The following is a 26520-nucleotide window of genomic DNA, read 5'->3' on the forward strand; positions in this document are numbered from 1 at the left end:
CGTCAGTGCCGGTTCATTTGACGGCGTCGATGCGCTTCATGAGGTCGGCCAGTTGCGCGCCGTATTTCGCGCGCACCGGGGCGGTGGCGTCATAGAAGGGCTTCTGGTCGACGGTGATGAATTCCACCCCGGCAGCCTTGAGCCTGGCGCTGTAGTCCTCCACGCTCTTGTCCCACAACACCCGTTGCTCCAGTTGCGCTTCGCGGGCGAACTTCTTCACCAGCGCCTGGTCGGCGGGCGTGAGCTTGTCCCAGGTGACCTTGGACATCACGAAGATTTCCGGAATGATCAGGTGGTTCGTTTGCGCGTAGTACTTGGCCGGCGTGGTGTAGTGGTTGGCGGTGAAGTAGCTGGGCGGGTTGTTTTCCGCGCCGTCGATCACACCGGTCTGAAGCGAGGTGAACACTTCGCCATAGGCCATGGAAATGCCGTTGCCGCCCATCGCGTTCATCGTGTCCACGAACAAGGGGTTGCCCATCATCCGGATCTTCTGACCCTTGAGATCGGCCGGGCTTCGCACCGGCTTCTTGGTGTAGAGGCTGCGAGAGCCGCCGTCCATCCAGCCCAGTGCCACCAGCCGCGATGAGCTTTTGGTGACCTTGTCCAGCAGATCGGCGCCAACGTCGCCGTCGATCACCTTGCGCATGTGGGCGACGTCCCGAAACACGAAGGGCATATTGAAGACATTCACCTCCGGCACGATGGGCCCGATCACGCCCAGCGAAATGCGCGCGATCTGGATCGCTCCCAGCTGCGTCTGCTCCACGGCCTCCTTTTCCTCGCCGAGCACGGCGCCCGGGAACATCTGCAGCTTGATTCGACCGCTGGTTGCGGCCTCCAGCTTCTTTCCCATGCTTTCCACGGCCGCGACGGTGGGGTAGCCCGCGGGGTGCGTGTCGTGAGCCTTGAGCACCAGGTTCTGTGCGTGGGTGCTCAAAGGCAGCAGGCCGGCCATGGCCAGGCTCAGAATCAGTCGGCGATGCGTTTTCATGGTGTCTCCGTTGGTTGATGTGTCGAGGTGAATACGCCGGTCTGCTTCACACGAAGCACTTCGGCTCGTCCAGGCCCCTCACGCCGGGACGCAATGCAAACACGCCACCGGCCAGGGGCTGGTCGGACAGATCGCCGCCGGGCCGGATGGATGTGACGAACAAGGTGTCGAATCCGCTGCCACCGAAGGCACACATCGCGGGCTTCTTCACCGGCACCGCGAGCGATCGGTCGAGCTGGCCAGCGGGCGTGAAGCGGTGCACCAGGCCGGCGTCGTTGGCGCAGATCCAGTAGCCGCCTTCTTCGTCCACAGCGGCGCCGTCGGGCCGCCCGGGCAGCGGGTTCATGTCGGCGAACACGCGCTGCCGATGCGGGGTGCCGGTGTCGGTGTCGTAGTCGAAAACCCAGATGGTCTGCACCTTGGGATGCGAGTCCGACAGGTACATCGTGCGCCCGTCGGGACTGAACGCCATGCCGTTGGGTGTGATGAGGCCGCTTTGCAACGAGCGCAAGGTGTGGTTTTCGAAGGCATAGACGCTGCCCACCGGTGCGGCCATCGACATGTCCGCGACCATGGTGCCGGCGCGCAGTCGGCCCTGGCGGTCGCAGCGGCCGTCGTTGAAGCGCATGCCGGGCTGCGGGTGCTGCACGCGGGCCAGCGGCTCGTGGTCCAGCGTGCCGTCTTCGTGTGGCGTGAGCTCGGCCACACCGGTCTCCATGGCCGCGATCCAGCGTCCATGTGGCGTGGCCTCGCTGCCGCTGGCCAAGGCGATGCAGCCGGTCATCTTCGGCGTGGGCCATTGGCGTGACTGGCCAGTGCGCGCGTTCCAGCACCACAGCGTTCTGCCCGGAATGTCTACCCAGAACAGGCACTGCCGTTGTGCGTCCCACACCGGACTTTCGCCCACGCCGTTGCGTGCGTCGATGAGCAACTCGGCCGGTGTGTTCATGGTCAGAAGGGGCCGGCCTTGACGAAGGCGCCACCCTGGTAGATGGCCGCCGGGTCGCTCAGGTCCGGCGCCTGGGTTCGAGCGTAGACCGCCTCGCGGAACACGTCCGAACTGTCGCGCGGCACAAAGCCGATGTGGCGCGCGCGGCTGTTGTCCCACCAGGTCACGGCGTTGTTGGACATGCCGAAGACGATGCTGTGTCCGAGCACGGGGGTACTCAGACAGGCCGTGATGAGGCGGTGCAGGTCGTCAAAGCTCAGCCAGGTGGCGAGCATGCGGCGATCCCTGGGTTCCGGAAACGAAGAACCGATGCGCACGCACGCGGTCTCGATGCCATAGCGGTCGAAGTACAGCCGCGCCAGGTCTTCGCCAAAGGCCTTGCTCAGGCCGTAGAAGCCGTCGGGGCGGGGTGGGTGATCGGCGTGGATGGTCTCGCTCTGCTTGTAGAAACCGGTCACGTGGTTGGAGCTGGCGAACACGATGCGCCTGACGCCATGCCGCCGAGCAGCGTCATACAGGTGGTAGGCGCCCAAGATGTTGGCCTGCAGGATGGCGGCAAAGGGCGCCTCCACGGAAATACCGCCCATGTGCACGATGGCGTCCACGTCCCGCACCATCGTGTCCACTTCGTCGGCGTTGGACAGGTCGGCCAGCACGATCTCCTCGCGTGGCTGCGCCGCGCCCAGACCCGTCCTGTCGGAGAGCCGCAGCACTTCGCAGTTGGCCTTGAGGCGTTCGCGCAGAGCCGTGCCCAGTCCGCCAGCGGCGCCGGTGAGCAGCAGGCGGTGATGAGTCTTGTGCGTGGTTTCCATGGGCGGGTGCTGGAGGGGCGGCAAAGGGCTTGGACTTTGGCGAGGGCTTTGTTACAGTTCCTCATCCTTGTTGTCTGTTGTCGGTTGTCAGACAACGTCGGCGGATTGTGTGAACGCGAGAATGGCGTGTCAAGGAAAAAACCATGCTCTCAGTGAAAACCCTAGAACCCGAGGCCATGCCACGACCCCGACGCCAGCGAGGCCTGGTGCCCGAAATCGTCGACACGCTGGCCGCCGACATGCGCGAGGGCCGGTTGCAGACCGGCGACAAGCTGCCCACCGAATCCGAACTGATGGGGCGCTTCGAGGTCAGTCGCACGGTGGTGCGTGAGGCGATCTCGCGCCTGCAGGCCTCGGGGCTGGTGGAAACGCGCCATGGCGTCGGCACTTTCGTGATGGCGCCGCCCGAGCAGAGCAACTTCCGAGTCGCCCCGGAAGACTTCGCCACTGTGGCCGACGTCATCTCGCTGCTCGAATTGCGCATCAGCCTGGAAAGCGAGGCGGCCAGCCTGGCCGCGCAGCGGCGCGATGAAGCCCACCTGCAGAACATGGCCGCCGCGCTTGCGGCCTTTGAAGCGTCGATAGCCGAGTCTTCCGACGCCGTGCCCTCCGACTTCCAGTTCCACATGGAAGTGGCGCGGGCCACCGGCAACCGCCATTTCGCCGACCTCATGACCTACCTGGGCACCATGATCATCCCGCGCACCCGGCTCAATACCGCGAGCAGTGCGCCCGAAGGCCGGCTGGCCTACCTGCAGCGCGTGCACACCGAGCACCAGCACATCTACCAGGCTATCCGCCTGCGCGACGCCGAGGCCGCGCGCAAGGCAATGCGCCTGCACCTCTCCAACAGCCGCGAACGCCTGCGCCGCGCCCAGCCCGACACGATTTGAGCGTTGCGCCGGGCCGCTCCCAAGCAAGCTCGCACCGCAGCCCGAAGGGCGAAGGTACCCAAGTGAGCGTTGCGCCGGGCCGCTCCCAAGCAAGCTCGCACCGCAGCCCGAAGGGCGAAGGTACCCAAGTGAGCGTTGCGCCGGGCCGCTCCCAAGCAAGCTCGCACCGCAGCCCGAAGGGCGGAGGTACCCAAGTGATCGCTTGACCCTGGGCTCGCAGCGTTGCGCCATCGGCGCTACAGTGCCCTCTCGCCGAAGAGGCGCCGGGCGGTCCGGCGCGGCGACTGCGACAAGGGGCTCTCATGGTGTGGTTGGTCGTTGGCCTGGTGCTGTTTCTGGGCGTCCACTCGGTGTCCATCGTCTCGCCGCAGGGGCGCCACGCGTTGGCGGGTCGCCTGGGTGAAGGGGGCTTCAAGGGCCTGTATTCGCTGCTGTCTTTCGTGGGCCTGGTGCTCATGGTGTGGGGTTACGGGCTGGCGCGCCAGGCGCCGGTGGTGATCTACACACCGCCCACGGGTTTGCGCCACGCGGCGCTGCTTCTCATGGTCCCGGTGTTTGTCCTGTTGCTGGCGGCCTACCTGCCGGGGCGCATCCAGCGGGCGACCAGGCACCCCATGCTGCTCGCGGTCAAGCTGTGGGCCACCGCCCACCTGCTGGCCAACGGCACGCTGGCCGATGTGCTGCTGTTCGGGGGTTTCCTGGCGTGGGCCGTGGCAGATCGCATCTCCGTCAAGCGCCGCGCGGCAGCCGGGCTCCTGCGCAACGCACCGGCCTTGCCGGGCAGCGCGGCCAACGACGCCATGGCGTTGGTGGCGGGCCTGGCGATCTACGCAGCGCTGGCGTTCTGGGTTCACGCGTGGATGTTCGGCGTGCGGCCTCTGGGCTGAGCCTGGGGAACCCTCCGCGGCGCCTGCGCACCAACTGGATGCTGCCCACATTCCCGCCATGCCTTGCACACCATGACCCGTCTCATCGTCCAACCGCTTCTGTTGCTCTCCGTCATGGCGGGCATGCTGTTTGCCCCCACCCTGCATGCGCAGTCGCCCTCCATCACCGCCGAGGTCGTCGCCCAAGGCTTGCAAAACCCATGGGCCGTGGCTTTCATCGGCGAAGGTCGCATGTTGGTGACCGAGCGGCCGGGCCGCATGCGTGTGGTCGGCGCCGACGGTCGCGTGGGTGAGCCCGTCAAGGGAGTGCCCAAGGTGGATGCGGTGGGGCAGGGTGGCCTGCTTGACCTGGTGACCGATCGCGACTTCGCTCGCAACCGCACCGTGCATTTTTGCTACGCCGAGCCTGGCGCGCCGGGTCAGGGCAATTCCACCGCGCTGGCGTCTGCCCGCCTCTCGGCCGATGCCAGGTCGCTGGAGGACGTGAAGGTGGTCTTCAGCCAGCAGCCGAAGTACAGCAGCCGGCTGCATTTCGGCTGCCGCATCGCGCAGACCGAAGACGGCAACCTCTTCCTGGCCCTGGGCGACCGCTTCCAGCGCATGGCCGATGCGCAGACGCTGGACAACCACCACGGCAAGGTGGTGCGCGTGCGGCCCGATGGCAGCGCGCCGGGCGACAACCCTTACATCGGGCGGGCAGGCGCGCGGCCCGAGATCTGGAGCATCGGTCATCGCAATGTGCAGGCGGCCACACTCGGCGCCGACGGGCGTCTGTGGACCATCGAGCACGGCCCGCAAGGTGGCGATGAAATCAACATCACTCAAGCCGGCAAGAACTACGGCTGGCCCGTGATCACTTACGGCGAGAACTATGGCGGTGGCCAGATCGGCGAAGGCCTCACCAGCAAGGTCGGACTCGAACAACCCCTGCTGTACTGGAAACCGTCCATTGCGCCCTCGGGCATGGCTTTCGTGAAGAGCGAGCGCTATGGCAGAGACTGGCAGGGCAACCTGCTGGTGGGGTCGCTCAAGTTCCGTTACCTCGTGCGCCTGGTGCTCGACGGCGATCGCGTGGTGCGTGAAGAGAAGCTGCTGCCCGGACTGGGTCAGCGCGTGCGCGACGTGCGCGAAGGCCCTGAAGGCTTCATTTACCTTCTGACCGACGACAGCAATGGCCAGTTGCTGCGACTTCGACCCGGAGCCTGACGCCCATGCAAGCCAACGCCTCTCCGCTACTCGCGCCGCACCCCCTGGCCGCGCATTACGCCGACGTGAGGGCGCGCAGCCGAGCGCTGTCGGCCCCGCTGTCGGCCGAAGACTGCCAGGCCCAGTCCATGCCCGACGCAAGCCCGGTGAAGTGGCACCTGGCCCACGTCACCTGGTTCTTCGAGACCTTCGTGCTGGAGCCTTTTGAACCCGGTTTCCAGCCTTTCAATCCGGCGTTTCGTGACCTCTTCAACAGCTACTACCAGGGCGTCGGAGAACCGTTTGCCCGTCCGCAGCGAGGCCTGATCACCCGGCCCGACCTCGCCGAGGTGTGGCGCTGGCGCGATCAGGTGGACGAGCGCATCGCGCGCCTGATGGCCGACGGCGCTCCCCAGTCCGCACTTCGGCTCATCGGACTCGGCCTGCAGCACGAGCAGCAGCACCAGGAACTGCTGCTCACCGACGTCAAGCACCTGTTGTCCGTCAACCCGTTGCGCCCGACCTACCACCGGCCCTGGCCCCTGACACCGGTGGCCCATGTGGCCTCGGCCTGGATCGAGTTCGATGGCGGGCTGGTCGAGGTGGGCCACGACGGGCGTGGATTCTCGTTCGACAACGAGAACCCGCGACACCGCCAGTGGCTGGAACCCCACGCGTTGATGAACCGCCTGGTGACGCATGGCGAATGGCTCGACTTTGTGCTGGACGGTGGCTACCAGGCGCCGCGCTGGTGGCTGGCGGCTGGCTGGGACTGGGTGCGCTCGCAAGGCATCCGGGCGCCCTTGTACTGGACCTTGCCGCTCGAAGGCAGCGCCCTGCCGACGGTGTTCACCCTGCACGGCGAGATGCCACTGGACCCCCACACGCCGGTGACGCACATCAGCTATTTCGAGGCCGATGCCTTTGCCCGCTGGTCCGGTGCGCGCCTGCCCACCGAGGTCGAATGGGAGGCGGCGGCCGCTTCCTTGCCCGTGCTGGGCAACCTGCAGGACGGCAACGCGCTGCACCCGCTGCCCGCGCGCAACGCTTCCGGCGGCCTGCTGCAGATGTTCGGCGACGTGTGGGAATGGACCTCCAGCCATTACGGCGCCTATCCCGGCTACCAGCCCGCCGAGGGCGCGGTGGGCGAATACAACGGCAAGTTCATGGTGAACCAGTACGTGTTGCGCGGCGGCTCCTGCGCCACGCCAGCCTCGCACATCCGCGCGAGCTACCGCAATTTTTTCCCCACCGATGCGCGCTGGCAGTTCAGCGGGCTCCGTCTGGCAAGAAGCCTGTGAAACAGCAAACCGCGCCGACCCCCCGATTCGTCCAGCATGAACTGCCCGCCGCCAGCGCGGTGCGAGCCGAACTGCTCGCCGGCCTGCGCGAGACACCGCCACGCATGGCGCCCAAGTTCCTCTACGACGCGTTGGGTTCGCGCCTGTTCGATGCCATCACCGAACTGCCGGAGTACTACCCCACGCGCACCGAGGCGGCGATTCTCGAGCGCCACGGGGCCGATATGGCCCGCCAGGTGCCTGCGGGCGCGGTGATGATCGACCTGGGTGCTGGAAGTTGCGCGAAGGCGGCGCGCCTCTTTCCGGTGTTGCAGCCCTCTGCGTATGTGCCGGTGGACATCTCGGTGGACTACCTGCGCGACACGCTGGCTGTCTTGCAGCAGCGTCACCCCGATCTGCCCATGCTCGGCCTGGGCATGGACTTTTCGCAGCGCTTTGCGCTGGGCGCCGCCGCCAGCCAGTGGCTCCACGATCGCGCGCTGGCCGACCAGCCCCGCTGCGTGTTCTACCCGGGTTCGAGCATTGGCAATTTCACACCCGACGAAGCCCTCGCCTTGCTGTGCCAGGCGCGGGAGATGTGCGCGGCGGGTGGCCCCGGCGGAGGCCTGCTGATCGGCGTGGACCGCGTCAAGCCGCGCGAAGTGCTCGAACCCGCCTACGACGACGCGCTGGGCGTCACCGCCGCGTTCAACCGCAATCTGCTGCTGCACGTCAACCGCCTGCTCGGGTCCGACTTCTCGCCCGCCGCGTGGCAGCACGTGGGACTGTTCAACGCTGAACTCTCGCGCATCGAGATGCACCTGCAGGCCCTGGGGCCTCAGACGGTGCGCTGGCCCGGCGGCGAGCGCCACTTTGCGGCTGGAGAGCGACTGCACACCGAGAACTCCTACAAATGGGAGCCACACGACTTCCAGGGGTTGTTGCAGGAAGCTGGCTTCGACAAGGCGCGGCACTGGACCGACGACCGCGCCTGGTTCAGCGTGTTCTGGGCGGCGGCCTGAGGGCTGTCGCACAATGGGCATCCGGCGCACCCCGTCACGCGCCACTCCTTTGATGCCGACCATGAATGCAGCGCTTCCTTCATCTGCCCGCCAGGAACCCCGTCTCACCAGTCTCTCGCACGGCGGAGGTTGCGGTTGCAAGATTGCACCGGGCGTGCTGAGCGACATCCTCAAGGGCACCAGCGCCATGCCGGTGCCGCCCGAGCTGCTGGTCGGCATCGAGACCGCCGACGACGCGGCTGTGTACCGCCTCAACGACCGGCAGGCGCTGATCGCCACCACCGATTTCTTCATGCCCATCGTCGACGACCCTTTCGACTTCGGCCGCATCGCCGCCACCAACGCCATCAGCGACGTGTACGCCATGGGTGGCACGCCCATCATGGCGCTCGCCCTGGTGGGCATGCCGATCAACGTGCTCTCCACCGACACCATCGGCAAAATCCTGGCGGGTGGACAACGCGCGTGCCGCGAGGCGGGAATTCCCATCGCGGGCGGCCACACCATCGACTCGGTCGAGCCGATCTACGGGCTGGTGGCGCTCGGGCTCGTGCACCCTGCGCGCGTCAAGCGCAATGCCGATGCCCAGGTCGGCGACCGCCTGATCCTGGGCAAACCGCTGGGCGTGGGCGTGCTCTCGGCGGCGCTCAAGAAGGAGGCACTGCCGCCTGAAGGCTACGCGCGAATGATCGCGACCACCACCCAGCTCAACACCCCCGGCCCCGACCTCGCCGCGCTCGAAGGCGTTCACGCGCTCACCGACGTCACCGGTTTCGGCCTGGCAGGCCATGCGCTTGAAATGGCGCGTGGATCGAACGCCGCCGTGCGGCTCGACATGGCACGTGTGCCCCTGATCGACGGCGTGCGCCACCTTGCCGCCGCCGGCATGGTGACCGGCGCATCTGGCCGCAACTGGTCCGCCTACGGCCACGAGGTGCGCCTGAGCGGTGCCTTGCAGCCCGTCGATCAGGCGCTGCTCTCCGACCCGCAGACCAGTGGCGGGCTGCTGGTGGCCTGTGCGCCCGAGTCCGTGGCCGAGGTGCTCGCCGTGTTCGAGCGCCACGGCTTTGTCGAGGCCGCTGACGTGGGCGAGATCGTGGCCGCAAGCGACGATGGCGTGCGCCTGCAAGTGGAATGAACTCCAATGGAATCACCATGAACCGTCAACGCATCAGCTCGGGCTCTCCCTTCGAAGAACAGCTTGGCTACTCGCGCGCCGTGGTCGCAGGCGACTGGGTGTTCGTGGCCGGCACCACCGGCTACGACTACGCCACCATGACGATCTCCGACGACATCGTCCAGCAGACCGAGCAGTGTTTCCAGAACATCCAGTCCGCACTGCAACAGGCCGGCGCCAGCCTGGACGACGTGGTCCGTGTCACCTACGTGGTGCCGGACGCATCCCAGTTCGAAAGCTGCTGGCCCGTGATGCGCAAGCACCTGGCACGAGCCCGGCCCGCCGCCATGATGATCTCCGCCGGCCTGCTCGATGCGCGCATGAAGATCGAGATCGAGGTCACGGCGATCAAGATGCAGCAATGACGCCGATTCTCGCCTTCGACGTTTTCGGGACCGTGGTGGACTGGCATGGCAGCATCTCGCGGGAGGTGCGCGCCCTGTACCCGCAGGTCGACGGCGATGCCCTGGCGCTGGCCTGGCGGGCCGGCTACCAGCCGGCCATGCAGCGCGTGCGATCGGGTGAACTCGGCTGGACGCGCATCGACGATCTCCACCGCATGATCCTGGACGAACTGCTGCCGCGCTTCGGCCTGGGGAACCTGAGTGAGTCCGAGCGGGAGCATCTCAACCATGTCTGGCAACGGCTTGACCCCTGGCCCGACACAGTGCCCGGGCTCGCTCGGCTGAAAGCGCGGCACACGCTTTGCACCTTGTCCAACGGCAATCTCGGCTTGCTGACGAACATGGCCAAGCGTGCTGGCCTGCCGTGGGATTGCGTGCTTTCGGCCGAGGTGTTTCGCGCCTACAAGCCCGATCGCCGCACCTACCTCGGGGTGGCCGACGTGTTTCGCGTGCCGCCTGCGCAGGTGATGCTGGTGGCCGCACACCAGGACGATCTGGCCGCCGCACGCGCTTGCGGGCTCTCGACTGCTTATGTGGAGCGTCCGCTGGAGTTCGGTGCCGACCGGCCCAAAGACGTGTCACCCGACCCGGCCAACACACTGCACGCGCGCGACTTCATGGACCTGGCCGATCAACTGGGCTGTTGATTCCTCATTCCACGCGCACGCTGGCGCTGGTCGGGCTGCCCATGCGCCTGGAGGCATCAAGGTTGTCCACCATTTCCAGCCGCAGGTTGTAGCTGCCCGCCGGGGGCGCGAGCCAGACTTCGGTCTGGCCCTCGGGAAAGTCGATCACGGTTGGCGTGCCCGTGGCCGGCGTGGCCGTCAGACGAAAGTGCCCGGTGTCGGGGATCTTTTGTGCCTGGTGGGCCACGTTGAGCGCCGAGGCGTGGAACTGCACACGGAACGGTGCCTTGACGACGGGACCGTCCAGACCGAGGCTCAGCCCCTTGACCGACAGGCTCGCGGGATCGACGGAGTTCTTCTTTGTGACCGTGATGGTGGCCGGCTTGCTGTAGACGAAATGTGGCAGGTGCTTCTGGTCGGCCAGCAGCATGCGCAGCGTATAGGTGCCTGGCGCCAGCGTGAGCACCGTCTCCATCTGGCCTTTGCCGAAGTGGATGTACTGCTCGTTGAACGGCAGGGCTTCCTTGAAGTTCAGCGGCAGTTCGCGGTTGACCAGCAGGTGGTGATGGCCGCTGCGGGCGCGGCCCGGCTGGGCAATGGGCGCCAGGCCCCAGCCACCGGAGAGGCCGAACTTGAGCAGGAACGGCGTCTCGATCTGGTCGCCGTCCTTGAGGTTGGTGAAATAGGCTTCTGCCGTCAGGCGCGGGGGTGGCGTTTGCCAGGGGTGGGGCTTGTCCGGGGCCCCGGGTGCCTGGGCCGTGGCGGCACTGACCACGGTGGCCAGGAGGATCGGAGCCAGGAAGCGAACGTAGGAATGGTGTTGCATGGTGTGACGGCAAAATGGCTGGACCAAGTCTACCCAGAGCCTACCCCAGGCGCCGTTACCGCCGGTAACGCGCCATGAACCCTTGGTCGATCCGGTCTTTCCACCACCAGGCCCACGCACCTTCGAGGTGCCATGGGCCGTAGCTGGCGATGGCGTGGCCTGTGCCGCAGGACAGCAGGTTGAGGGAATGCCTTGGCGGATGGTGGGCCTTGAGCGGCTGGCCTTCGTGCGAGGCGAGCAGGTTGTGTGCCAGCGGCGGGCCAGCCCGCACCGCGTACACGCCGCTTCGGGGATGAGTCTGGTCGATGCGGTTCGCCACGTCGCCCGCTGCAAACACATTGGCGTGACTGGTGCTCTGCTGGTATTCGTTCACCTGCAAGTGACCTGCCTCGGACAGCGCCAGCCCGCTGCCCTGCAACCAGACCGGTGCGTGCGTTCCGATGGCCAACAGAGGCACGTCGCATGCCAGGCGCGCGCCGTTGCCCAGGTGCAGTTCGCCTTCGCTCACGCCGGTGCAGGCTTCGCGCAGCACGGTGATGCCGCGCCGCTTGAGCTGGCGCAACACGCGCCTTTGCACGCCGGGCGAATAACCCGCCGCCACTTCAGGGCCGCCCGTGACCAGGGTGAAGCGCGCGCCACGCTGCCCGTTCTGGCGGATCGCCTGTTCGGCGGCAAACATCAGTTCGATGCCGCCCGCGCCTGCGCCCACCACGGCCAGTGACACGGCCTCTCGTTGTGCCAGTTCCATGACCTGCGGCCACAAAGTGGTGAATGCCTCGATCGGACGCACCGCAAGGGCGTGCGTGGCCGCGCCCGGCATGTCGGCCTCCAGCCGGGCGCGGTCGAGCACGGCGCCCGTGTCGATCGAAAGCAGGTCGTACGGCAGTGTGGCGGGCTTGCCCGGCGTGGCGCCGCTGGACAGTACCGAAACCGTGCGCGCCGCGGCGTCAATCCCATTGCAGCGTCCCTGGACCCAGCGCGCGCCCGCCGCTTGCATCAGCGGCTCCAGCGCGATGCGGCAGTCCGCTTCGCTGTAGTGGCCGGCCACGAAGCCCGGCGTCATGCCGCTGTAGGTCTGGTGCGGGTAGGGCGTGAGCACGGTCACGTCCAGATTGCCGGGGCGACCCTGGGCCAGGCGAGCCAGCACTTGCACATGGGCATGGCCAGCGCCGAGCAGCAGGAGTTTCTTGATGCCGTGGTGCATGGGTGGAGAAACGAATGGACAAAAGTGAAGTGTCGGCCAAATACTCGCGAGGAGGCGGGACTGCTCGCCTTTGTCTTCGGGGGGAAGGCTTTGTTCCGTTGGCGATGGTTTCCGGGCATCTGGGCGTGCGCAAGCGCGGCCGTGATGTTGAACGCCTGTGGGACCTGGACACCCTCTCGACCAGCGATGGCGTGCGCGAGCCCGGGTGAACTGACCGGGCCGGCCATCAAGGACCTGTTTGATGTCGAGCAGATGGCATTGGATGGCCATGTCGTTTTCCTGGATGTCAGGAGCCGACGCGAGCACGAACGCGGTCACATACAGGCGAAAAGGACGCTGCACCTGGACTACTTCTCGTCCGGCTTTGCAGATGGTCTTTTGTCGCTGGACAAGGAAGTGACCTACCTTGTCTATTGTGAATGTGGCGGGCGCAGCGCACAGGTCTTGCGCATGATGGCTTGGCTCGGCTTCAAGCACGTTTTTCACTACCCAGAGGGATATTCCGCCTATTCGGTGCGATGACAGTAGAGTCCAGGCACGTCCGCAACCTGCTTCAGGAGGTCTTCATGAAAATCCCGTGCTTTTCCTTTGCGTCCCGCGCAGCACTGGGGCTGTTGACGTTTTCCTCCATGGCCGTCTTCGCCCAGGAGCCTGTCCGGTTGTGTGCCAATGCCATGAACCCGGCCTTGTCCGGCATGGTGCTGCATTGGGATCGCTTCAACATGTTCGGCAACGTCAGGCAGACCTACTGGGAAAAGGACTTCGCTCAAATCGGTGAGGGCGAGAAGTGCCGCATCGCCAGCCTGCGAGACTCCGGTGCCAAAACCTCCAGGCCATGTTTCTGGACAACACGCATGAGTTGCGACCTGGAGGAAGGCAAGGCGCCGGTGTGGCACACGTTCACAGCCGGAACCAGCTTCCAGAAGGGCAAGTTGCAATGGGAGGGGAATGAGATGCTGTCCGTCAATGTCCGGCGAGGTGGAGCAACCGCACTCGAAAGCCGGAAGGTGGCTGTGGTGAAGTTCGCTGGCATCTGGACGATAGGTGGAAATTCTGGAGATTCCATCTCAACGGCTTACTTCGATCGCGACTGGGGGGTGCTGCTGAAGCTGGAGGGCACTCAAGGGACCAACAAATTTGGCGACACCGTCACCTTGGTCGAAATCCAGCCCTGAACGGGGTTGTCAGCCGCGCTTCCAGTCGTGGTACTTCTTCACCCAGCGCAACAGTCCTTCAGGCGCATGGGCGCGCTTCCACTCGCCAGCGGCGTATTTGTTGGCCTCGGCCAGCGTGGGGTAGGTGTGGATGGTGCCCAGGATCTGGTTGAGCCCCAGGCCGTGCTTCATCGCCAGCACGTATTCGGCCAGCAGATCGCCGGCGTGCGTGCCGACGATGGTCACACCCAGGATGGTGTCCTTGCCGGGCACGGTGAGCACCTTCACGAAGCCGTGGGCCTCGCTGTCGGCGATGGCCCGGTCCAGGTCGTCGATGCCGTACCTCGTCACCTCCACCGCGATGCCCTTCTCCCTGGCCTCCTGTTCGTTCAGGCCCACGCGCGCCACTTCGGGGTCGATGAAAGTGGCCCAGGGGATCACCCGGTAGTCGGCCTTGAACTTGCGGAATTCGCCGAACAGCGCATTGACCGCTGCATACCAGGCCTGATGTGCCGCCACATGCGTGAACTGGTAGGGCCCGGCGACGTCGCCAGCGGCGTAGATGTTGGGGTAGAGCGTCTGCAGGTACTCGTTGGTCTCCACAGTCTTGTTCGTGGGAATGCCCAGCGCTTCCAGGCCGTACCCGCTCAGGCGCGCGCTGCGGCCCACGGCGCAGACCAGTTCGTCGAAGGGGATGCGCTGCTCCACACCGGCGCGCTCCACCACCAGCACCTTCTCGTTCCCCTGGCGCTCGCAGCGCAGCGCCTTGTGGCTGGTGCGCACGTCCACGCCGTCGGCCGCCAGCGCCTGACGCGCGAGTTCGCTCACTTCCTCGTCTTCGCGCATCATGAGCCTGGGCGCCATCTCCACCAGTGTCACGTGTGAGCCCAGTCGGGCAAAGGCCTGCGCGAGCTCGCAGCCGATCGGCCCACCCCCCAGCACCACCAGGCGACCGGGAGGCTCTTCGAGTTCGCCGAAGCGCTCCCACAACGTGTCGCTGGTCACATAGCCGCTGTCGGCCAGTCCGGGCAAGGGTGGCACGAAAGGCTGCGCGCCGGTGGCCAGCACGATGCTGCGCGCCGTCAGCGTCTGGGTGCCACCGCCAGGCAGCGCAATCTCCACCGTCCAGGGGTTGGTGAGTGTCGCGTAACCCTGCAGCACCTCCACGCCCAGACCGGTGTAGCGCTCCACGCTGTCGTGCGGTTCGATCGCGCGAATCACGTCCTGGATGCGCTGCATCACCGACTTGAAGCGGAACGCCGGTTCGGTCGCCGCCAGGCCGTAGCGCTCGCCGTGGCGCATCTGGTGCGCCAGCTTCGCGCTGCGGATCAGCGCCTTGCTCGGCACGCAGCCGTAGTTCAGACAGTCGCCGCCCATTTTGTGCGCCTCGATCAGCGTCACTTTGGCCTTGACCACGGCGGCGATGTAGGCCGAGACCAGGCCGCCCGCGCCCGCGCCGATCACGATCAGGTTGCGGTCGAAGGTGCGCGGCCGCTGGCCTTTCCAGCGAGCGTAGACCTGGCGCCGGCGCACCGCGTCGACGATCTTGCGCGCCATGAGCGGGAACAGGCCCAGCAGCACGAACGAGCCCAGCAGCGCCGGGCTGAGAATGCCCTGCAGCGAATCGAGCCGGGCCAACTGGGTGCCGGCATTCACGTAGACCACCGTACCGGCAAGCATGCCAAGCTGGCTTACCCAGTAGAAGGTGCGCGCCTTCATCTGGGTCAGGCCCATCACCAGGTTGATCACGAAAAACGGCACCACGGGAATGAGCCGCAGGGTGAAGAGGTAGAAGGCACCGTCCTTCTCGATGCCTTTGTTGATCTCGGCCAGGCGCTGGCCGAAGCGCGCCTCGATGCCGTCGCGCAGCACGAAGCGCGAGACCATAAAGGCCAATGTCGCACCCAGGCTGGAGGCGAACGAAACCAGCACCGTGCCCCAGAACAGGCCGAAGATGGCGCCCCCGGCCAGGGTGATGATGGCGGCCCCTGGCACGGAGAGCGCCGTGGCTACCACGTAGACGGCAAAATAGGCCAGCGCCACCTGGATCGGTGATCGGGCGTGCAGCTCGGCGAAAGCGGCCTGGCTCTGCTTGAGCTGTTCCAGGCTCAGGAAGCGGTCCAGATCGAAAGCAAAAAAGGCCGCGATGCCCATCACCACCACCACGAGCAGCAGGATTCTTCGAATGTTCACGACGGTTCCATGGGAAGGGTTGCAGATCGGTCGGGTGGCCCGGGCCATTCTTACACCTTTGCCCCGGTGCCACTCTCACGAGGGCCAGTGGCTTGAGAGACGCTGATCGAATCGACCACCGCCTGCGCATGGCCCTGCAGGCTGCGGGGCATCCCGCTGCCGGTTTGCCGCTGGAGCCCCTGCGAGACAAGGGCCTGGCACACGACCATGTGCGCCTGGTGGGCAGTGGGCTGCTCGCCCGCATCCCCAAACAGAGTCAGATGGACCTGGGTGCGCTCGACAACCTGGTCTACCAGCGCGCATGCTTCGAGCGAGCGGCCGCGAGCGGCCACACCCCTGCCTTGCTGGGCTGGCTGATGCCCTCGACACACCTGCCGCGCGGTGCGCTGCTGGTGCAGGAGATTGCGGGCCGCCCCGCGCACCTGCCTGCCGACCTGTCGGCCATGGCCACCGCGCTGGCCACCCTGCACGCCGTTCCCCTGCCAGAAGAGCGCGCCCCGCTGCTGAGCCCGGCCGACCCGCTTCGGCACCTGTGCGACGAGATTGCCGGGCAGATGGCGCACCTGCCCGCTGCCAAGGTGCCGCCTCGCGTGGCTCGGGCCATCGACAGCGAGTGGCACAACGTGCAGCAACTGCTGACCTCACCCGAACGGCCGCCACAGTGCCTGATCGCCTTCGATGCCCATCCCGGCAACTTCATCGTTCAGACCGACGGGCGGGCCATGCTGGTCGATCTGGAGAAATGCCGCTTCGCCTACCCGGGCCTGGACCTTGCGCACGCCACGCTCTACACCTCCACCACCTGGGACGTGGACACCCGAGCCGAGCTCACCCCCGCGCAGGTGAGCGTTTTCTACGCCACCTGGACCCAGGCCGCCGGCCCGGCAGCCGAGGGCGCGCTGGCCTGGCACCTGCACCTGCGCCGCGCCATGTGGTTGTGGTCGCTTTCCTGGTGTGCCAAGTGGCGGGCGACCTCGGGCGCGGCCGCCAGCGCGCGGCCCCACGGCGAGGACTGGTCGAGCGAGCACAGCGATGCCGCTCTGGTGGCCCATGTGCGCGATCGTGTCGACCACTACCTCAGCCTCTCGGTGGTGTCGTGGGTGCGCGAAGAGTTGGCCACGCTCGAACAGCTGTTGCCCTCATGAAGCTGTCCATCGTCGTGCCCGTGCTCAACGAGGCGTCCACGCTGGCCGCACGCCTGGTGGCGCTGGCGCCGCTGCGCCAACGCGGTGCCGAGCTGGTGGTGGTGGACGGCGGCAGCGAGGACGACACGCTCGCCATCGCCAAGGCGGTCGCCGACCACGCGGGGACAGCGCCGCGCGGCCGCGCCTCGCAACTCAATGCCGGGGCCTGCGCTGCGCGCGGCGAGGTGCTGCTCTTCCTGCACGCCGATACACGCCTGCCGTCCGATGCCGATCGCCTCGTGGCCAGGGCCCTGGAGAGCGGCCATCGCTGGGGGCGATTCGATGTGCGCATTGAGGGCCGCCACCCCCTGTTGCCACTGGTGGCCACGCTCATGAACGTGCGCTCGCGCACCACCGGCATCGCCACCGGCGACCAGGCCCTGTTTGTGCGAAGGGACACCTTCGAATCGTTGGGCGGCTTCGCGCCCCTGCCCTTGATGGAAGACATCGACCTCAGCCGACGCCTGAGAAGCGCCGGCCCGCCGGCCTGCCTGAGCGAACGCGTCACCACCTCGGGTCGACGCTGGGATCAACACGGCTTCTGGCGCACGGTGGCGCTGATGTGGTGGTTGCGTGCCAGGTTCTGGCGAGGCAGCGACCCGCACACGCTCGCACAGCGCTATGGCTACCGGCCACGCGCGGGCGCGTCGGTGGCCGTGCTCGCGAAGGCACCGGTGCCCGGTCTGGCCAAGACGCGACTCATCCCTTTGCTCGGCGCCGTCGGCGCGGCCCGTGCGCAACGCGGCTTCACCTTTCAGACGCTGGCCACCGCCCGCGCGGCAGGCATCGGCCCGATCACGCTGTGGTGCGCACCCGATGAACATCACCGCTGCTTCCGCGCGCTTGCACGTCGCCACGGCGTGCGCACCGCGCCGCAGCCCACGGGTGACCTGGGCCAGCGCATGGCCGCGGCCCTGCACGCGCATTTCCAGCGCGCAGCGGCTACGCCACTGCTCATCCTGGGCACCGACTGCCCGGTGCTCACACCGGATCATCTGCAACACGCTGCCGACGCACTGGCTTCACGCGACGCCGTGCTGATCCCGGCCGAAGACGGCGGCTACGTGTTGATCGGCCTGCGCCGACCCTTGCCCCTGGTGTTCCAGCGTGTGGACTGGAGCACGCCGCAGGTGCTGCACCAAACGCTTGATCGGCTTCGCGAGGCGGGAGCGACGTGGCAGCTGTTGCCGACGCTGTGGGATGTGGACGAACCCGAAGACTGGGGGCGCTGGTCTCAGACCACCAGCATCCCCGCAAACCACACCCCCGCTACCGCCATCGACCAGCCTGGTTTTCCCGGTGTGAGCCAGAGCGAGCGAAGCAGGAACGCGTTGTAGGGCACAGGCGCGAAGTGCACCACGATTGCCCAGGCGATGGGCTGACCCTGCGAAATCAGAAACAGCGCGGCGAAGCCGGTGGAAAGGTTGATGGCGCTGCCCGCGGTGAGCATGTCGCGCCAGAACAGCGTGCGCCAGGGCGCCTGGCCGCGCCAGCGAACCGACCAGTAACCAGCGGTGGGCTTCAATGGGCGCTCAGAACGCCTGCGCCCAGCAGCCCAAAGACCAGCACGCCCAGCGCGATGCGGTAGTACACGAAGGGCATGTAGCTCCGCGTGGACACCAGTTTGAGGAAGACCACGATCACGCCATAGCCCACGCCGAAAGCGATCAGCGTGGCCAGGGCGGTGGGGCCAGGTGCCACCGGACTGCCGTGTTGCCAGCTTCGGAACAGCTGGTAGAAGCCTGATCCCATCACCGCCGGAATCGCCAGCAGGAAGGAGTAGCGTGCGGCCGCTTCGCGTGTGTAGCCCATGATCAGGCCGGCGGTGATGGTGCCACCCGAGCGCGAGACGCCAGGGATCAACGCCATGGCCTGCGCCAGTCCGAACAGCACGCCGTGGCCCCAGGTGAGCTGGTTCAGTGTGCGCTCGCGCCGGCCGTATCGGTCGGCGGCGGCGAGGATGAGCGCAAACACGACCAGCATGGTGGCGGTGATGTACAGATTGCGAAGCGATCCTTCGATCGCGTCCTTGAACAACAGGCCCAGCACCACGATGGGCACCGAGCCGATGATGATCAGCCAGCCCATGCGGGCATCGGGGTCCTGCCGCCGTGCGGGCTGCGTGAGCGAAGCCCACCAGGCCAGGAAAATGCGGGCGATGTCGTGCCGGAAATAGAGCAGTACCGCCGCCTCGGTGCCAATCTGGGTGATGGCGGTGAAGGCGGCGCCGGGGTCTCCACCGGAGGGCAGCAAGGGGCCGATGATGCGCAGGTGCGCGCTGGAGGACACGGGGAGGAATTCGGTGAGTCCCTGGATCAGGCCCAGGAACGCGGCTTCCAGCCAGGCGGTGGCAGGACTCATGGGAGGTGGAGAGGAAAGCGAAGGGTGCGCGAAGTATAGGGAGCACAGCGCCAGGTTCAGCGGAACTGCCGGTAGCCCCAGCCGATGCGCAGCAATGTGGTGACGGCGCACAGCGCCGCAAAGCCGTAAGCGATTTGAGCAAACCAGGCTGGCCACACACACATGGCGACAAACGCCACCAGCGTTTCAGTTGCTTCGGTGAGGCCGCCGAGGAAGTAGAAGCCCTTGTCGGGAAAGGCCAGCGAGGTCATCTTGCGCTGGGCCGCGACGATGGCAAAGGCCAGGAAGCTGCTGCCCGTGCCGATGAACGTGGTGAGCAGCACGGCCGCGGGCAGGGCATTGGTGGTCGGGTCGTGCAGCGCGAAGGCCAGCGGAATGGCGGCGTAGAAGAGGAAATCGAGCGTGATGTCGAGAAATCCGCCCCGGTCGGTGGGCGTGGTCGCGCGCGCCACGGCACCGTCGAGACCGTCCATCAGGCGCGAGATCAGCAGCAGTGCCAGGCCGCCGAGGAACTGGCCGAGCGCGATCGAAACCGCGGCGGCCATGCCCAGTGCAAATCCGGTGAAGGTGAGGGCGTCGGCACCGATGCCCAGGTGCACCAACACGCGGGCCACGTGCGCCAGCGGCGGCCTGAGCCAGGCTTGCAGGGTCCTATCGAACATGGGCGAGCTCCACCACATGGGCGGGGTCGGCCACATCGGCCAAGTCGTGCGTGACCAGCACGGCAGGGATGCGCATGCCGCGCAGGTGGTCGAACACGAAGGCGCGAAACTGCTCGCGCAAGGCCGCGTCCAGACGGGAGAAGGGTTCGTCCAGCAGCAGTGCGCGGGGCCTGGCCAGCAGCGCCCTCATGAGCGCCACGCGCGCGCGCTGGCCGCCCGACAGCGTGGCTGGATCGCGAGCGCCATAGCCCGCCATGCCGGCTTCGGCCAGCGCGCGTTCCACCTGCACAAGCCGACCGGACCGGGGACCCGCGGGCACCGCGAACATCAGGTTTTCGCCCACGGTCATGTGGGCGAAGAGCAGGTCGTCCTGGAACAGCAGGCCCACCCCGCGTTGCGAAGTGAGCAGGGCGCCGATGTCGCGCCCATCCAGTGTCACCTGGCCCTGGAAGCGCAATGCCTGTGTGTCCAGCGTGCCAGCAATCGCGGCCAGCACCGAGCTCTTGCCGCAGCCGCTGGGACCCATGAGGGTGAGGATCTGCCCCGGCGCGACGTCCAGCCGCAGGTCTTCCACCAGCGTGCGATCGCGCGTGGCCAGGCGTTGGATGTGCACGGACAGCGTCATGAACGCGGAGCATGCCTGAAACGGCGCGGTCGGCCCAGCCAGGCGGCGAGTGCAAAGGCCAGCACCGGCAGCAGGATCTGCAGGCCGGCATAGGCGCTGGTGAGCGATCGCTGGCCGCCAGCGGCGAGGGTGACGGCTTCGGTGGTGACGCTGGAAAAACGCCCGGCTCCCACGTACAGCGTGGGCAGGTACTGCGCCACACTGACCGCAAAACCGACGGCAGCGGCAGACGCCAGCGAGCGCCGCAACAGCGGCCATTTCACGCGCCACAGGAAACGCCAGCCGCCCTGGCCCAGGCTGGCATGGAGCTGGGCATAGCGCGGATCGAAACCCAGGTAGGCCGGGCTGAGCGCCAGCAGCACATACGGCAGCACCATGAGCATGTGTGCCAGCAGGAGGCCCGTGGCGCTGCCTTCGAGCTGCCATCGCAGGCCCATGCCATACAGTCCCACCACCCAGAGCACCGTGGGCAGGACCAGCGGCAGGTAGAGCACGGGACGCAGCGCCTGGTCCCAGCGGTGCGGCGCCAGTTCCAGCCAGGCGACGCTCCAGGCCAGCGCCAGGGCGCTGCTGAGCGTGGCCAGCCACAGCGTGGTCCAGAGGGTGGTGCTGCTCTGCGCCACCTGCGTCCAGGCTTGCAGCGTCCACGTCTGAGGCCAGACCGCGGGAAACGCCCACACGCCACTGAAGCTGCCTGCCGCCAGCGCCAGCAACACCGCCGCATAGAGACTGCCCAGCAGTCCGAGCCACGCGCCATCTGGGCGGGAGGTGTCGCGTATTTCGCCACGTCGTCCGCGTCCGTGTGCCAACACCCACCGGTGCGCGCGCTGTGCGCCCAGCCAGGATGCGCTGCACGCCAGCACCGTCAGCGCCAGCAGCACGCCGGCTGCGGCGCCGCGGGCATAGGTGGCGGGCTCCACGTCCTGCAGCCATTGCCAGGCCAGCACCGCCAGGGTGGGGGGTGTGGCGGGACCGATGACGAGTGCCATGTCCACCACCGTGAGGCTGTACGCCAGCACCGCCAGCAAGGGCCAGCGCAACCGCGCTGCCAACTGGGGCCACAGCACCAGCCAGAATGCGCGTCGAGGCGTGTACCCCAGCGTTTGCGCCAGCGCGTGCTCGGCACGCCAGCGCTGGCGCACGTCGTCGCGCTCCAGTTGTGTGGCAGCGGTCCAGAGCAGGAAGGGCACCTCCTTGGCCACGAGCGCGAGGATCAGGCCCAGGCCCCAGGGGTCCTGAGTGGTCGGCCAGGGCGGCGGATGTTCGAAACCCGTGAGCCAGGGCGAGAGCGCACGCAACAGCCAGCCACTGGGCGAAAGCAGGAACAACAGGCCGATGGCCAGCGCCGCATGGGGCGTGGCCAGCATCAGCGGCAGCCCACGCAGCAGCTGTGCGAGCCGCTGGCGAACAAAGCCCTGTGCCAGCAGCGTCGCCGCGCACCACCAGGCCAGCAGCGTCGAGGCCACGCCCGTCCACAGCGTAAGGGCCAGGGCCTGCCACAGCGCGGGCTCTTGCGGCAGCGTGCGCCAGGCCTGCAACTGCGTGCCGCTGCGCACCGCCTCAAGTGCGGTCCACAACATGGGCACGGCCACACCGCCCAGCAAGGCGGCCGCCAAGAGGCGACGGGCGGGTCCGGTTTCAGACACCGTAGCGCCGCGTCCACTCCCTTTCGATCGGGTCCACCCATGAGGCATGCGGCTCGGGCAGGGTGGGCGCGGGATTCAGCACCAGGCCCGGGAGGTTGCCGGCCTGGAACCGCGCACGTTCCTCAGCAGGCAGGCGGGGAACATCGAGCACGGTCGGATCTCCCCAGTGAGCAATGTCGGCCTTGCGCGCCTGCGCGGACGGCGAGAGCAGGAAGTTGGCCACCACCTGCGCTGCGGGCTTGGCGCGCGCATTGTAGGGAATGGCCACGAAATGCGTGTTGCCGATCGTGCCCTTCTCGAACTGCCAGCTCACCACGGTGGCGGGCAGTCGTTGGGCGGCGATTTCATTGGCCGCTTCGTTGGGGTTGAAGGTGATGGCCAGCAGAAGCTCTCCGTCGGACATCATCTGGCGCACCGCGGCGGCGTTCTGCGGGAACTGTTTGCCCGCGCGCCACAGGTGCGGGCGCAACGCGTCCAGGAAAGGCCAGAGGGTGGCCGTCTGTGCGGCAAACGCGGCGTCGGTGACAGGCCGGGCCAACGCGCGTGGGTCGGGGGCGAGCTCGACCAGGGCCTGCTTGATGAAGGTCGTGCCATGGAAATCCGGCAGGCGCGGGTAGGTGATGCGCCCGGGCTGGTTGCGTGCCAGCGCCAGCAAAGCCTGCATGCTCTGCGGTGGCCGGGGCAGGCGCTGTTGATCGGCGAAGAGTGTGAACTGGGCCATGCCCCACGGAGACTCCATGCCATCGGTGGGCACCGAGAAATCGTTCAGCGTGGTGGGCTTGTTCTCGGTATCGACCCAGCGGAAATTGGGCAGTGTCTCGGCGAAGGGGCCATGCAGCAGACCTTCGCGTTTCATGGCGGCAAAGTTTTCGCCGTTGATCCACACCAGGTCCACCGTGCCTTGACCGGGCCCGCGTCCGGCGGCTTTTTCGGCGCGCACGCGCTTGACCACGTCGGCGGTGTCGGCGATCTTCACATGCTGCAGCGTGACGCCATGCAGTGCGGACACCTGTTGCGCCACCCACTGGATGTAGGTGTTGGTCTGCGCACCGCCACCCCAGGCGTTCCAGTACACGGTCTGGCCGCGCGCCGCCTGCTCGACGGTCGTCCATGCAGCGGTGTTCGTCTGTGCCATGGCGGGTGCGAGCGCGCTGGCACTCGCGGCCAGCAGCCACTGGCGGCGGTTGATTTTCGGGGTGATCGAGGTCACTGGGCGTCTCCTGTGAGGTGCATCAGGATGCCAGCTTATTCCATGGCCATGCCCGAGCGAGGTGTGTGGCCGAGTCGGCCAGCCAGCCTTGGGTGAATCCAGGCGCAGTCCAGCGACCACTTGCCCACCCCGTACAGCGCCAGCGCAGCCAGTAGCACGCCCCAGGTGATGTGTTGCTGCAATGCGGCAGGCGCGATCTCGGCCAGGCTGATCACGGCCACGACGTTGACCACCGACAGGCCCAGGGCAGCGAATCGACCGGCCAACCCCAGCAACAACAGCACAGGCAGCACCAGTTCGCCAGCGGTGCCCGCCACGGCCGCCAGGGTGGGCGAGAGGAGCGGCACGCGGTATTCCTCGGAAAACAGCAGCAGGGTGGTGTCCCAGTCGCGGACTTTGGTCAGCCCTGCGAGGAAGAAGACTTGCGCCAGGTAGAGGCGCGCGCCCAGCGCAGCGGCTGGGCGGGCCCGGTCGAGCACCTGAGTGATGCCGTTCCAGACCGCAAAGGCTCGTTGCAACAGGTTGGGTGATTTCATGGCGATTCCTTGGTGGAGGGAGGGACTGAGACGACACCCAGCACCACACCCTGTTGCACCGAGTGGGCAAGCCATTCGGCGAGCTGGAAGGGCGTGTTGGCGACCGAGGTCAAGGCATCTGGCAAGGCGGTGCCGGCCAGCAAGGCCCGGTACCATGCCGCCTCGACAGGTGTGCAGGCCGACAGGCGAGGACGCAAGTCGTGGCGCCACACCAGCGCGCACTCGGCCACGCCGTCGCGCAGGCGCTGGCCCGCCTCGGCCAGGCTCGGGGCGTGTTCGCGGTGCGCCTGTATCACGCTCACCACGGGCCAGCGGCTCGCGATCACGGCTGCACCGGGCGCCAGTTGAAGCCCGAGGTGCTGCGGATCTTCCTGAGTCAGGCGTTCAAAGCTGGGGGCATCCAGGAACGCGTCGGCCGCGCTGGCGGCGTGGTGCAAGGCCCACTCCACGCGCGCAATGTCGCTCAGGCACGGTTCATGGAGCATCGCATCGAGCGAGTCCAGCAACTGGGGCAGGGCCTCGCCCCAGCGTGACATGTCGCCGCACCTGGGCGGATGCTCGTGCCACAGCCTGTGTGCCAGCGGCGCAAAGTTTTCGGCGCCGATGAACTCGGCGAGCACCGGGTAGGCCGACCTCAATGCGCGCTCTGCGAGCGCGTGGCCATGGGACCGATAGGCCGACAGCCCTCTCGAGGCCAGCGGTGAGAGCAGCGATCGCAAGTCGCCCCCACTCTGAGCCGGGTCAGGGGCAAAGAGAGCGTCGAGCAAAGTCCGTTGTTGGGTGGCCAGCGTGTTCATGCGATGGCAGGTTTGTGCGCCATGGCCTGCAGGGCGTCTTCGGCGTGCGCACGTGCGCATCGCGCTTCGTCGAGCAACACGTCCAGGGCGGGAACGTCCGTGTCCCATTCGATCAGGGTGGGCACCGCGCCGAAGCGCATCTGTGCATGGCGAAAGAGCGCCCACACCGGATCGGCCACCCGGCTGCCGTGGTCGTCAATGACGATGTCGCCGCAGTCCACGTGGCCCGCCAGGTGAAGCTCGGCCACCGTGCGAGGCTCGATGCGGTCAAGCCATTGCGCGCAAACCGTCACGAGGTCTGGATGCGCGGCATTGAGCGCGTTCACGTAGATGTTGTTGACGTCGATGAGCAACTGGCAGCCGGTGCGCCGGGCCAGCTCACCCAGGAATTCGGGTTCGTCCATCTCTGCGCCGCGCCATTGCACGTAGGCCGAGAGATTTTCCACCGCGATCGGGCGGCGCAGTCGGTCCTGTGTCTGCTGCACGTTGGCACACATCGCATCCAGCGCTTCGCGGGTGAAAGGGATCGGCAGCAGGTCGGAGGCGTGGACCCTGTCGAAACGGGAGGTGGAGCCCAGAGCGAAGCAGGCGTGGTCACTCACGCGCACGGGTTCGATATCCTGAACCAGCGCCGCCAGCAGATCGAGATGCTCGGTATCGAGCCCATGGGCCGAACCGAGCGACAGGCCCACGCCGTGCAGACTGACCGGGTAGTGCTCGCGCCCGATGCGCAGCATGGCGCGCGCAGCACCACCGGCTCCAAAGAAGTTTTCGGAATGGACTTCGATGAAGTCCAGCGCCGGTCGCTGTTCAAGCAGCGCCGCGTAGTGGGGATGCCGCCAACCGATGCCGGTCTCGCAGGTGCCTGTGGGCGCCGCAGGGTGGCGGTCGGTGGCGGTCATGGAAAAGCCCTTTGAAGAAGGTGCGATCAGGACTTCTTGGCGCCCATCTTGGCTTCGTCCATCGTCATGCCCTGCATCTGCTTGCAGGTGCCGGCGGCCACATACTTCCATTCACCCTTGTCGTTGTCCACCTTGGCCTGCCCGGCGCAGGAATGCGTGCCAGCCAGGTTGGCGCAGTCATTCTGGCCAGCCTTGGCGATACCGAAACATTTCTCTTTGGCGGCGTTCTGGGCGAGCGCGGGAGAAGACAGCAGGGCCAGCGACATCAGCGAGGTGGCGGCAGCGGCGATCAGATTGCGTTGGTTCATGGGAAAACTCCTGGGTGGTTGAACAAAGGAAAGCGATTTCAACCAGGTCGCTCGTCCGGCGGGTCGCTGGCCTAGCTGGCTGGTTGTTCGTTGGTCTGTGGTCGCGCTGCTTTCTTACGTGCAACCGGAAAATTCTTCTGGTCACAGCAGATCGGCAATGCGGTCCCAGGCTTCGGGGGGCACGCGGCCCTGATAGCGCTGGACCAGGCGACCGCTCTTGTCCAGCAGAAAGACCGCAGGGAGTGAACCCGGCGTGCCGAAGCTGTCGCGGTAGTCCGGTTCGCCCGCCCACAGACTCACGAACCGCTGGGAAGGCGGGACGGTGATGTTCACCAGCTGGTGGTAGGTTTCGGCGGCGCGGCGGTCTCGGTCGGTGCTCACGGTGACGAGTTCGAAGGCCTGTCCTTTCCAGCCTTTCACATTGGCCCGCAATTCGGGCATTTTGTCGCGACAGACCGCGCACTCGGTGGACCAGAAAAGCACCATGACGACCTTGCCGCGCGAGCGGTTGAGGTCATAGGGTTGGCCGTCCAGCGTCGGGCCCTTGAGTTCAGGCTGGACCTGTGCGTGAGCCGGCATGAAGCTCGGCCACAGAGCGCAGCCCAGCACGAGGCGGGCGACCTGGCGGCGCGTGAAGATGGGGGACAGCTGGGACACTGGATACCTCCTTGAAGATCTTTCGTCGC

At 66.9% G+C, this 26520-nt stretch carries 28 protein-coding genes; 12 read left to right on the forward strand and 16 right to left on the reverse strand.

The genetic code is table 11. The features are described from left to right. Nucleotides 1-13: 13 nt before the first annotated feature. Genes AB7F11_RS08025 through AB7F11_RS08035 form a run of 3 tightly spaced genes read right to left on the reverse strand, consistent with a single transcriptional unit; the run spans nucleotide 14 to nucleotide 2752 of the window. Complete coding sequence (locus AB7F11_RS08025) at nucleotides 14-991, reverse strand: TRAP transporter substrate-binding protein (RefSeq protein ID WP_428288135.1); 978 nt, start codon at nucleotides 989-991, stop codon at nucleotides 14-16. A 46-nt stretch (nucleotides 992-1037) separates the two neighbouring features. Beyond that, a complete protein-coding gene (locus AB7F11_RS08030; RefSeq protein ID WP_428288136.1) occupies nucleotides 1038-1940 on the reverse strand; it encodes an SMP-30/gluconolactonase/LRE family protein in 903 nt (300 codons plus the stop codon). Nucleotides 1941-1942: 2 nt separating this feature from the next. Further along, on the reverse strand, nucleotides 1943-2752 hold the full coding sequence (locus tag AB7F11_RS08035; protein ID WP_428288137.1) for an NAD-dependent epimerase/dehydratase family protein: 810 nt from the start codon (nucleotides 2750-2752) through the stop codon (nucleotides 1943-1945). A gap of 176 nt (nucleotides 2753-2928) precedes the next feature. Here AB7F11_RS08035 and AB7F11_RS08040 point away from each other — a divergent pair, with 176 nt between their 5' ends. From AB7F11_RS08040 to AB7F11_RS08075, 8 genes are all read left to right on the forward strand, one after another. After that, a complete protein-coding gene (locus tag AB7F11_RS08040) occupies nucleotides 2929-3645 on the forward strand; it encodes a FadR/GntR family transcriptional regulator (RefSeq protein ID WP_428288138.1) in 717 nt (238 codons plus the stop codon). Between the two features lie 302 nt (nucleotides 3646-3947). Continuing rightward, nucleotides 3948-4532, forward strand: a complete 585-nt coding sequence (locus tag AB7F11_RS08045; RefSeq protein WP_428288139.1) for an NnrU family protein — start codon at nucleotides 3948-3950, stop codon at nucleotides 4530-4532. 123 nt (nucleotides 4533-4655) lie between these two features. Then, nucleotides 4656-5738, forward strand: a complete 1083-nt coding sequence (locus AB7F11_RS08050; RefSeq protein ID WP_428288180.1) for a PQQ-dependent sugar dehydrogenase — start codon at nucleotides 4656-4658, stop codon at nucleotides 5736-5738. A gap of 5 nt (nucleotides 5739-5743) precedes the next feature. After that, entirely contained in the window at nucleotides 5744-7018 is a 1275-nt protein-coding gene (gene egtB, locus AB7F11_RS08055) for an ergothioneine biosynthesis protein EgtB (protein WP_428288140.1), read from the forward strand. After that, nucleotides 7015-8019 carry an L-histidine N(alpha)-methyltransferase gene (egtD, locus tag AB7F11_RS08060; protein ID WP_428288141.1) on the forward strand — a complete coding sequence of 335 codons (1005 nt, stop codon included), beginning with the start codon at nucleotides 7015-7017 and terminating at the stop codon, nucleotides 8017-8019. The genes egtB and egtD overlap by 4 nt, the downstream gene beginning before the upstream one ends. A gap of 61 nt (nucleotides 8020-8080) precedes the next feature. Then, on the forward strand, nucleotides 8081-9157 hold the full coding sequence (gene selD, locus AB7F11_RS08065; RefSeq protein ID WP_428288142.1) for a selenide, water dikinase SelD: 1077 nt from the start codon (nucleotides 8081-8083) through the stop codon (nucleotides 9155-9157). A gap of 17 nt (nucleotides 9158-9174) precedes the next feature. Beyond that, nucleotides 9175-9561 (forward strand): RidA family protein, encoded by a 387-nt coding sequence (locus tag AB7F11_RS08070; RefSeq protein ID WP_428288143.1) that lies wholly within the window; start codon nucleotides 9175-9177, stop codon nucleotides 9559-9561. Further along, nucleotides 9558-10247 (forward strand): haloacid dehalogenase type II, encoded by a 690-nt coding sequence (locus tag AB7F11_RS08075; RefSeq protein WP_428288144.1) that lies wholly within the window; start codon nucleotides 9558-9560, stop codon nucleotides 10245-10247. Before AB7F11_RS08070 ends, AB7F11_RS08075 begins: the two co-directional genes overlap by 4 nt. Nucleotides 10248-10251: 4 nt before the next feature. Here the strand turns inward: AB7F11_RS08075 and AB7F11_RS08080 are convergent, their stop codons facing one another. Together AB7F11_RS08080 and AB7F11_RS08085 are read right to left on the reverse strand one after the other, a co-directional pair. Beyond that, on the reverse strand, nucleotides 10252-11052 hold the full coding sequence (locus AB7F11_RS08080) for a DUF4399 domain-containing protein (RefSeq protein WP_428288145.1): 801 nt from the start codon (nucleotides 11050-11052) through the stop codon (nucleotides 10252-10254). Between the two features lie 55 nt (nucleotides 11053-11107). Continuing rightward, entirely contained in the window at nucleotides 11108-12256 is a 1149-nt protein-coding gene (locus tag AB7F11_RS08085) for an FAD-dependent oxidoreductase (protein ID WP_428288146.1), read from the reverse strand. Between AB7F11_RS08085 and AB7F11_RS08090 the strand changes: the two genes are divergently transcribed. Together AB7F11_RS08090 and AB7F11_RS08095 are read left to right on the forward strand one after the other, a co-directional pair. Then, nucleotides 12212-12778, forward strand: a complete 567-nt coding sequence (locus AB7F11_RS08090) for a rhodanese-like domain-containing protein (RefSeq protein ID WP_428288147.1) — start codon at nucleotides 12212-12214, stop codon at nucleotides 12776-12778. The two genes, AB7F11_RS08085 and AB7F11_RS08090, sit on opposite strands and share 45 nt — an antisense overlap. A 44-nt stretch (nucleotides 12779-12822) precedes the next feature. Further along, on the forward strand, nucleotides 12823-13431 hold the full coding sequence (locus AB7F11_RS08095) for a hypothetical protein (protein WP_428288148.1): 609 nt from the start codon (nucleotides 12823-12825) through the stop codon (nucleotides 13429-13431). A 9-nt stretch (nucleotides 13432-13440) separates the two neighbouring features. Here AB7F11_RS08095 and AB7F11_RS08100 read toward each other — a convergent pair whose 3' ends face one another. Next, the gene (locus tag AB7F11_RS08100) at nucleotides 13441-15564 is read right to left on the reverse strand and encodes an FAD-dependent oxidoreductase (RefSeq protein ID WP_428288181.1); all 2124 of its coding nucleotides are present in this window, start codon (nucleotides 15562-15564) and stop codon (nucleotides 13441-13443) included. Nucleotides 15565-15695: 131 nt separating this feature from the next. Here AB7F11_RS08100 and AB7F11_RS08105 point away from each other — a divergent pair, with 131 nt between their 5' ends. Both AB7F11_RS08105 and AB7F11_RS08110 read left to right on the forward strand, forming a co-directional pair. After that, the gene (locus AB7F11_RS08105; protein WP_428288149.1) at nucleotides 15696-16748 is read left to right on the forward strand and encodes an aminoglycoside phosphotransferase family protein; all 1053 of its coding nucleotides are present in this window, start codon (nucleotides 15696-15698) and stop codon (nucleotides 16746-16748) included. Further along, nucleotides 16745-18124 (forward strand): TIGR04283 family arsenosugar biosynthesis glycosyltransferase, encoded by a 1380-nt coding sequence (locus AB7F11_RS08110; RefSeq protein WP_428288150.1) that lies wholly within the window; start codon nucleotides 16745-16747, stop codon nucleotides 18122-18124. The genes AB7F11_RS08105 and AB7F11_RS08110 overlap by 4 nt, the downstream gene beginning before the upstream one ends. Nucleotides 18125-18308: 184 nt before the next feature. Here AB7F11_RS08110 and AB7F11_RS08115 read toward each other — a convergent pair whose 3' ends face one another. The 10 genes from AB7F11_RS08115 to AB7F11_RS08160 form a co-directional block, all read right to left on the reverse strand. Next, the gene (locus tag AB7F11_RS08115) at nucleotides 18309-19148 is read right to left on the reverse strand and encodes an undecaprenyl-diphosphate phosphatase (protein WP_428288152.1); all 840 of its coding nucleotides are present in this window, start codon (nucleotides 19146-19148) and stop codon (nucleotides 18309-18311) included. A gap of 56 nt (nucleotides 19149-19204) precedes the next feature. Beyond that, the gene (locus AB7F11_RS08120; RefSeq protein WP_428288153.1) at nucleotides 19205-19810 is read right to left on the reverse strand and encodes a CDP-alcohol phosphatidyltransferase family protein; all 606 of its coding nucleotides are present in this window, start codon (nucleotides 19808-19810) and stop codon (nucleotides 19205-19207) included. Next, a complete protein-coding gene (locus AB7F11_RS08125) occupies nucleotides 19800-20435 on the reverse strand; it encodes an ATP-binding cassette domain-containing protein (RefSeq protein ID WP_428288154.1) in 636 nt (211 codons plus the stop codon). Before AB7F11_RS08125 ends, AB7F11_RS08120 begins: the two co-directional genes overlap by 11 nt. Next, entirely contained in the window at nucleotides 20432-22081 is a 1650-nt protein-coding gene (locus tag AB7F11_RS08130) for an ABC transporter permease (protein WP_428288155.1), read from the reverse strand. The genes AB7F11_RS08125 and AB7F11_RS08130 overlap by 4 nt, the downstream gene beginning before the upstream one ends. Next, nucleotides 22074-23291, reverse strand: a complete 1218-nt coding sequence (locus AB7F11_RS08135; protein ID WP_428288156.1) for an ABC transporter substrate-binding protein — start codon at nucleotides 23289-23291, stop codon at nucleotides 22074-22076. The genes AB7F11_RS08130 and AB7F11_RS08135 overlap by 8 nt, the downstream gene beginning before the upstream one ends. A gap of 35 nt (nucleotides 23292-23326) precedes the next feature. Continuing rightward, nucleotides 23327-23827: a DoxX family protein gene (locus AB7F11_RS08140; RefSeq protein WP_428288157.1), complete on the reverse strand. Its 501-nt coding sequence runs from the start codon at nucleotides 23825-23827 to the stop codon at nucleotides 23327-23329. After that, nucleotides 23824-24624, reverse strand: coding sequence for a putative DNA-binding domain-containing protein (locus tag AB7F11_RS08145; RefSeq protein WP_428288158.1), 801 nt, complete (start codon nucleotides 24622-24624; stop codon nucleotides 23824-23826). Before AB7F11_RS08145 ends, AB7F11_RS08140 begins: the two co-directional genes overlap by 4 nt. Next, the gene (locus tag AB7F11_RS08150; RefSeq protein ID WP_428288159.1) at nucleotides 24621-25526 is read right to left on the reverse strand and encodes a DUF692 domain-containing protein; all 906 of its coding nucleotides are present in this window, start codon (nucleotides 25524-25526) and stop codon (nucleotides 24621-24623) included. The genes AB7F11_RS08145 and AB7F11_RS08150 overlap by 4 nt, the downstream gene beginning before the upstream one ends. A gap of 26 nt (nucleotides 25527-25552) precedes the next feature. Continuing rightward, the gene (locus AB7F11_RS08155; RefSeq protein ID WP_428288160.1) at nucleotides 25553-25834 is read right to left on the reverse strand and encodes a DUF2282 domain-containing protein; all 282 of its coding nucleotides are present in this window, start codon (nucleotides 25832-25834) and stop codon (nucleotides 25553-25555) included. A 141-nt stretch (nucleotides 25835-25975) separates the two neighbouring features. Next, nucleotides 25976-26491, reverse strand: coding sequence for a TlpA family protein disulfide reductase (locus AB7F11_RS08160; protein WP_428288161.1), 516 nt, complete (start codon nucleotides 26489-26491; stop codon nucleotides 25976-25978). Nucleotides 26492-26520 lie beyond the last annotated feature (29 nt).

Source organism: Hydrogenophaga sp. (assembly GCF_050250835.1).
Taxonomy (GTDB): Bacteria; Pseudomonadota; Gammaproteobacteria; order Burkholderiales; family Burkholderiaceae_C; genus Hydrogenophaga.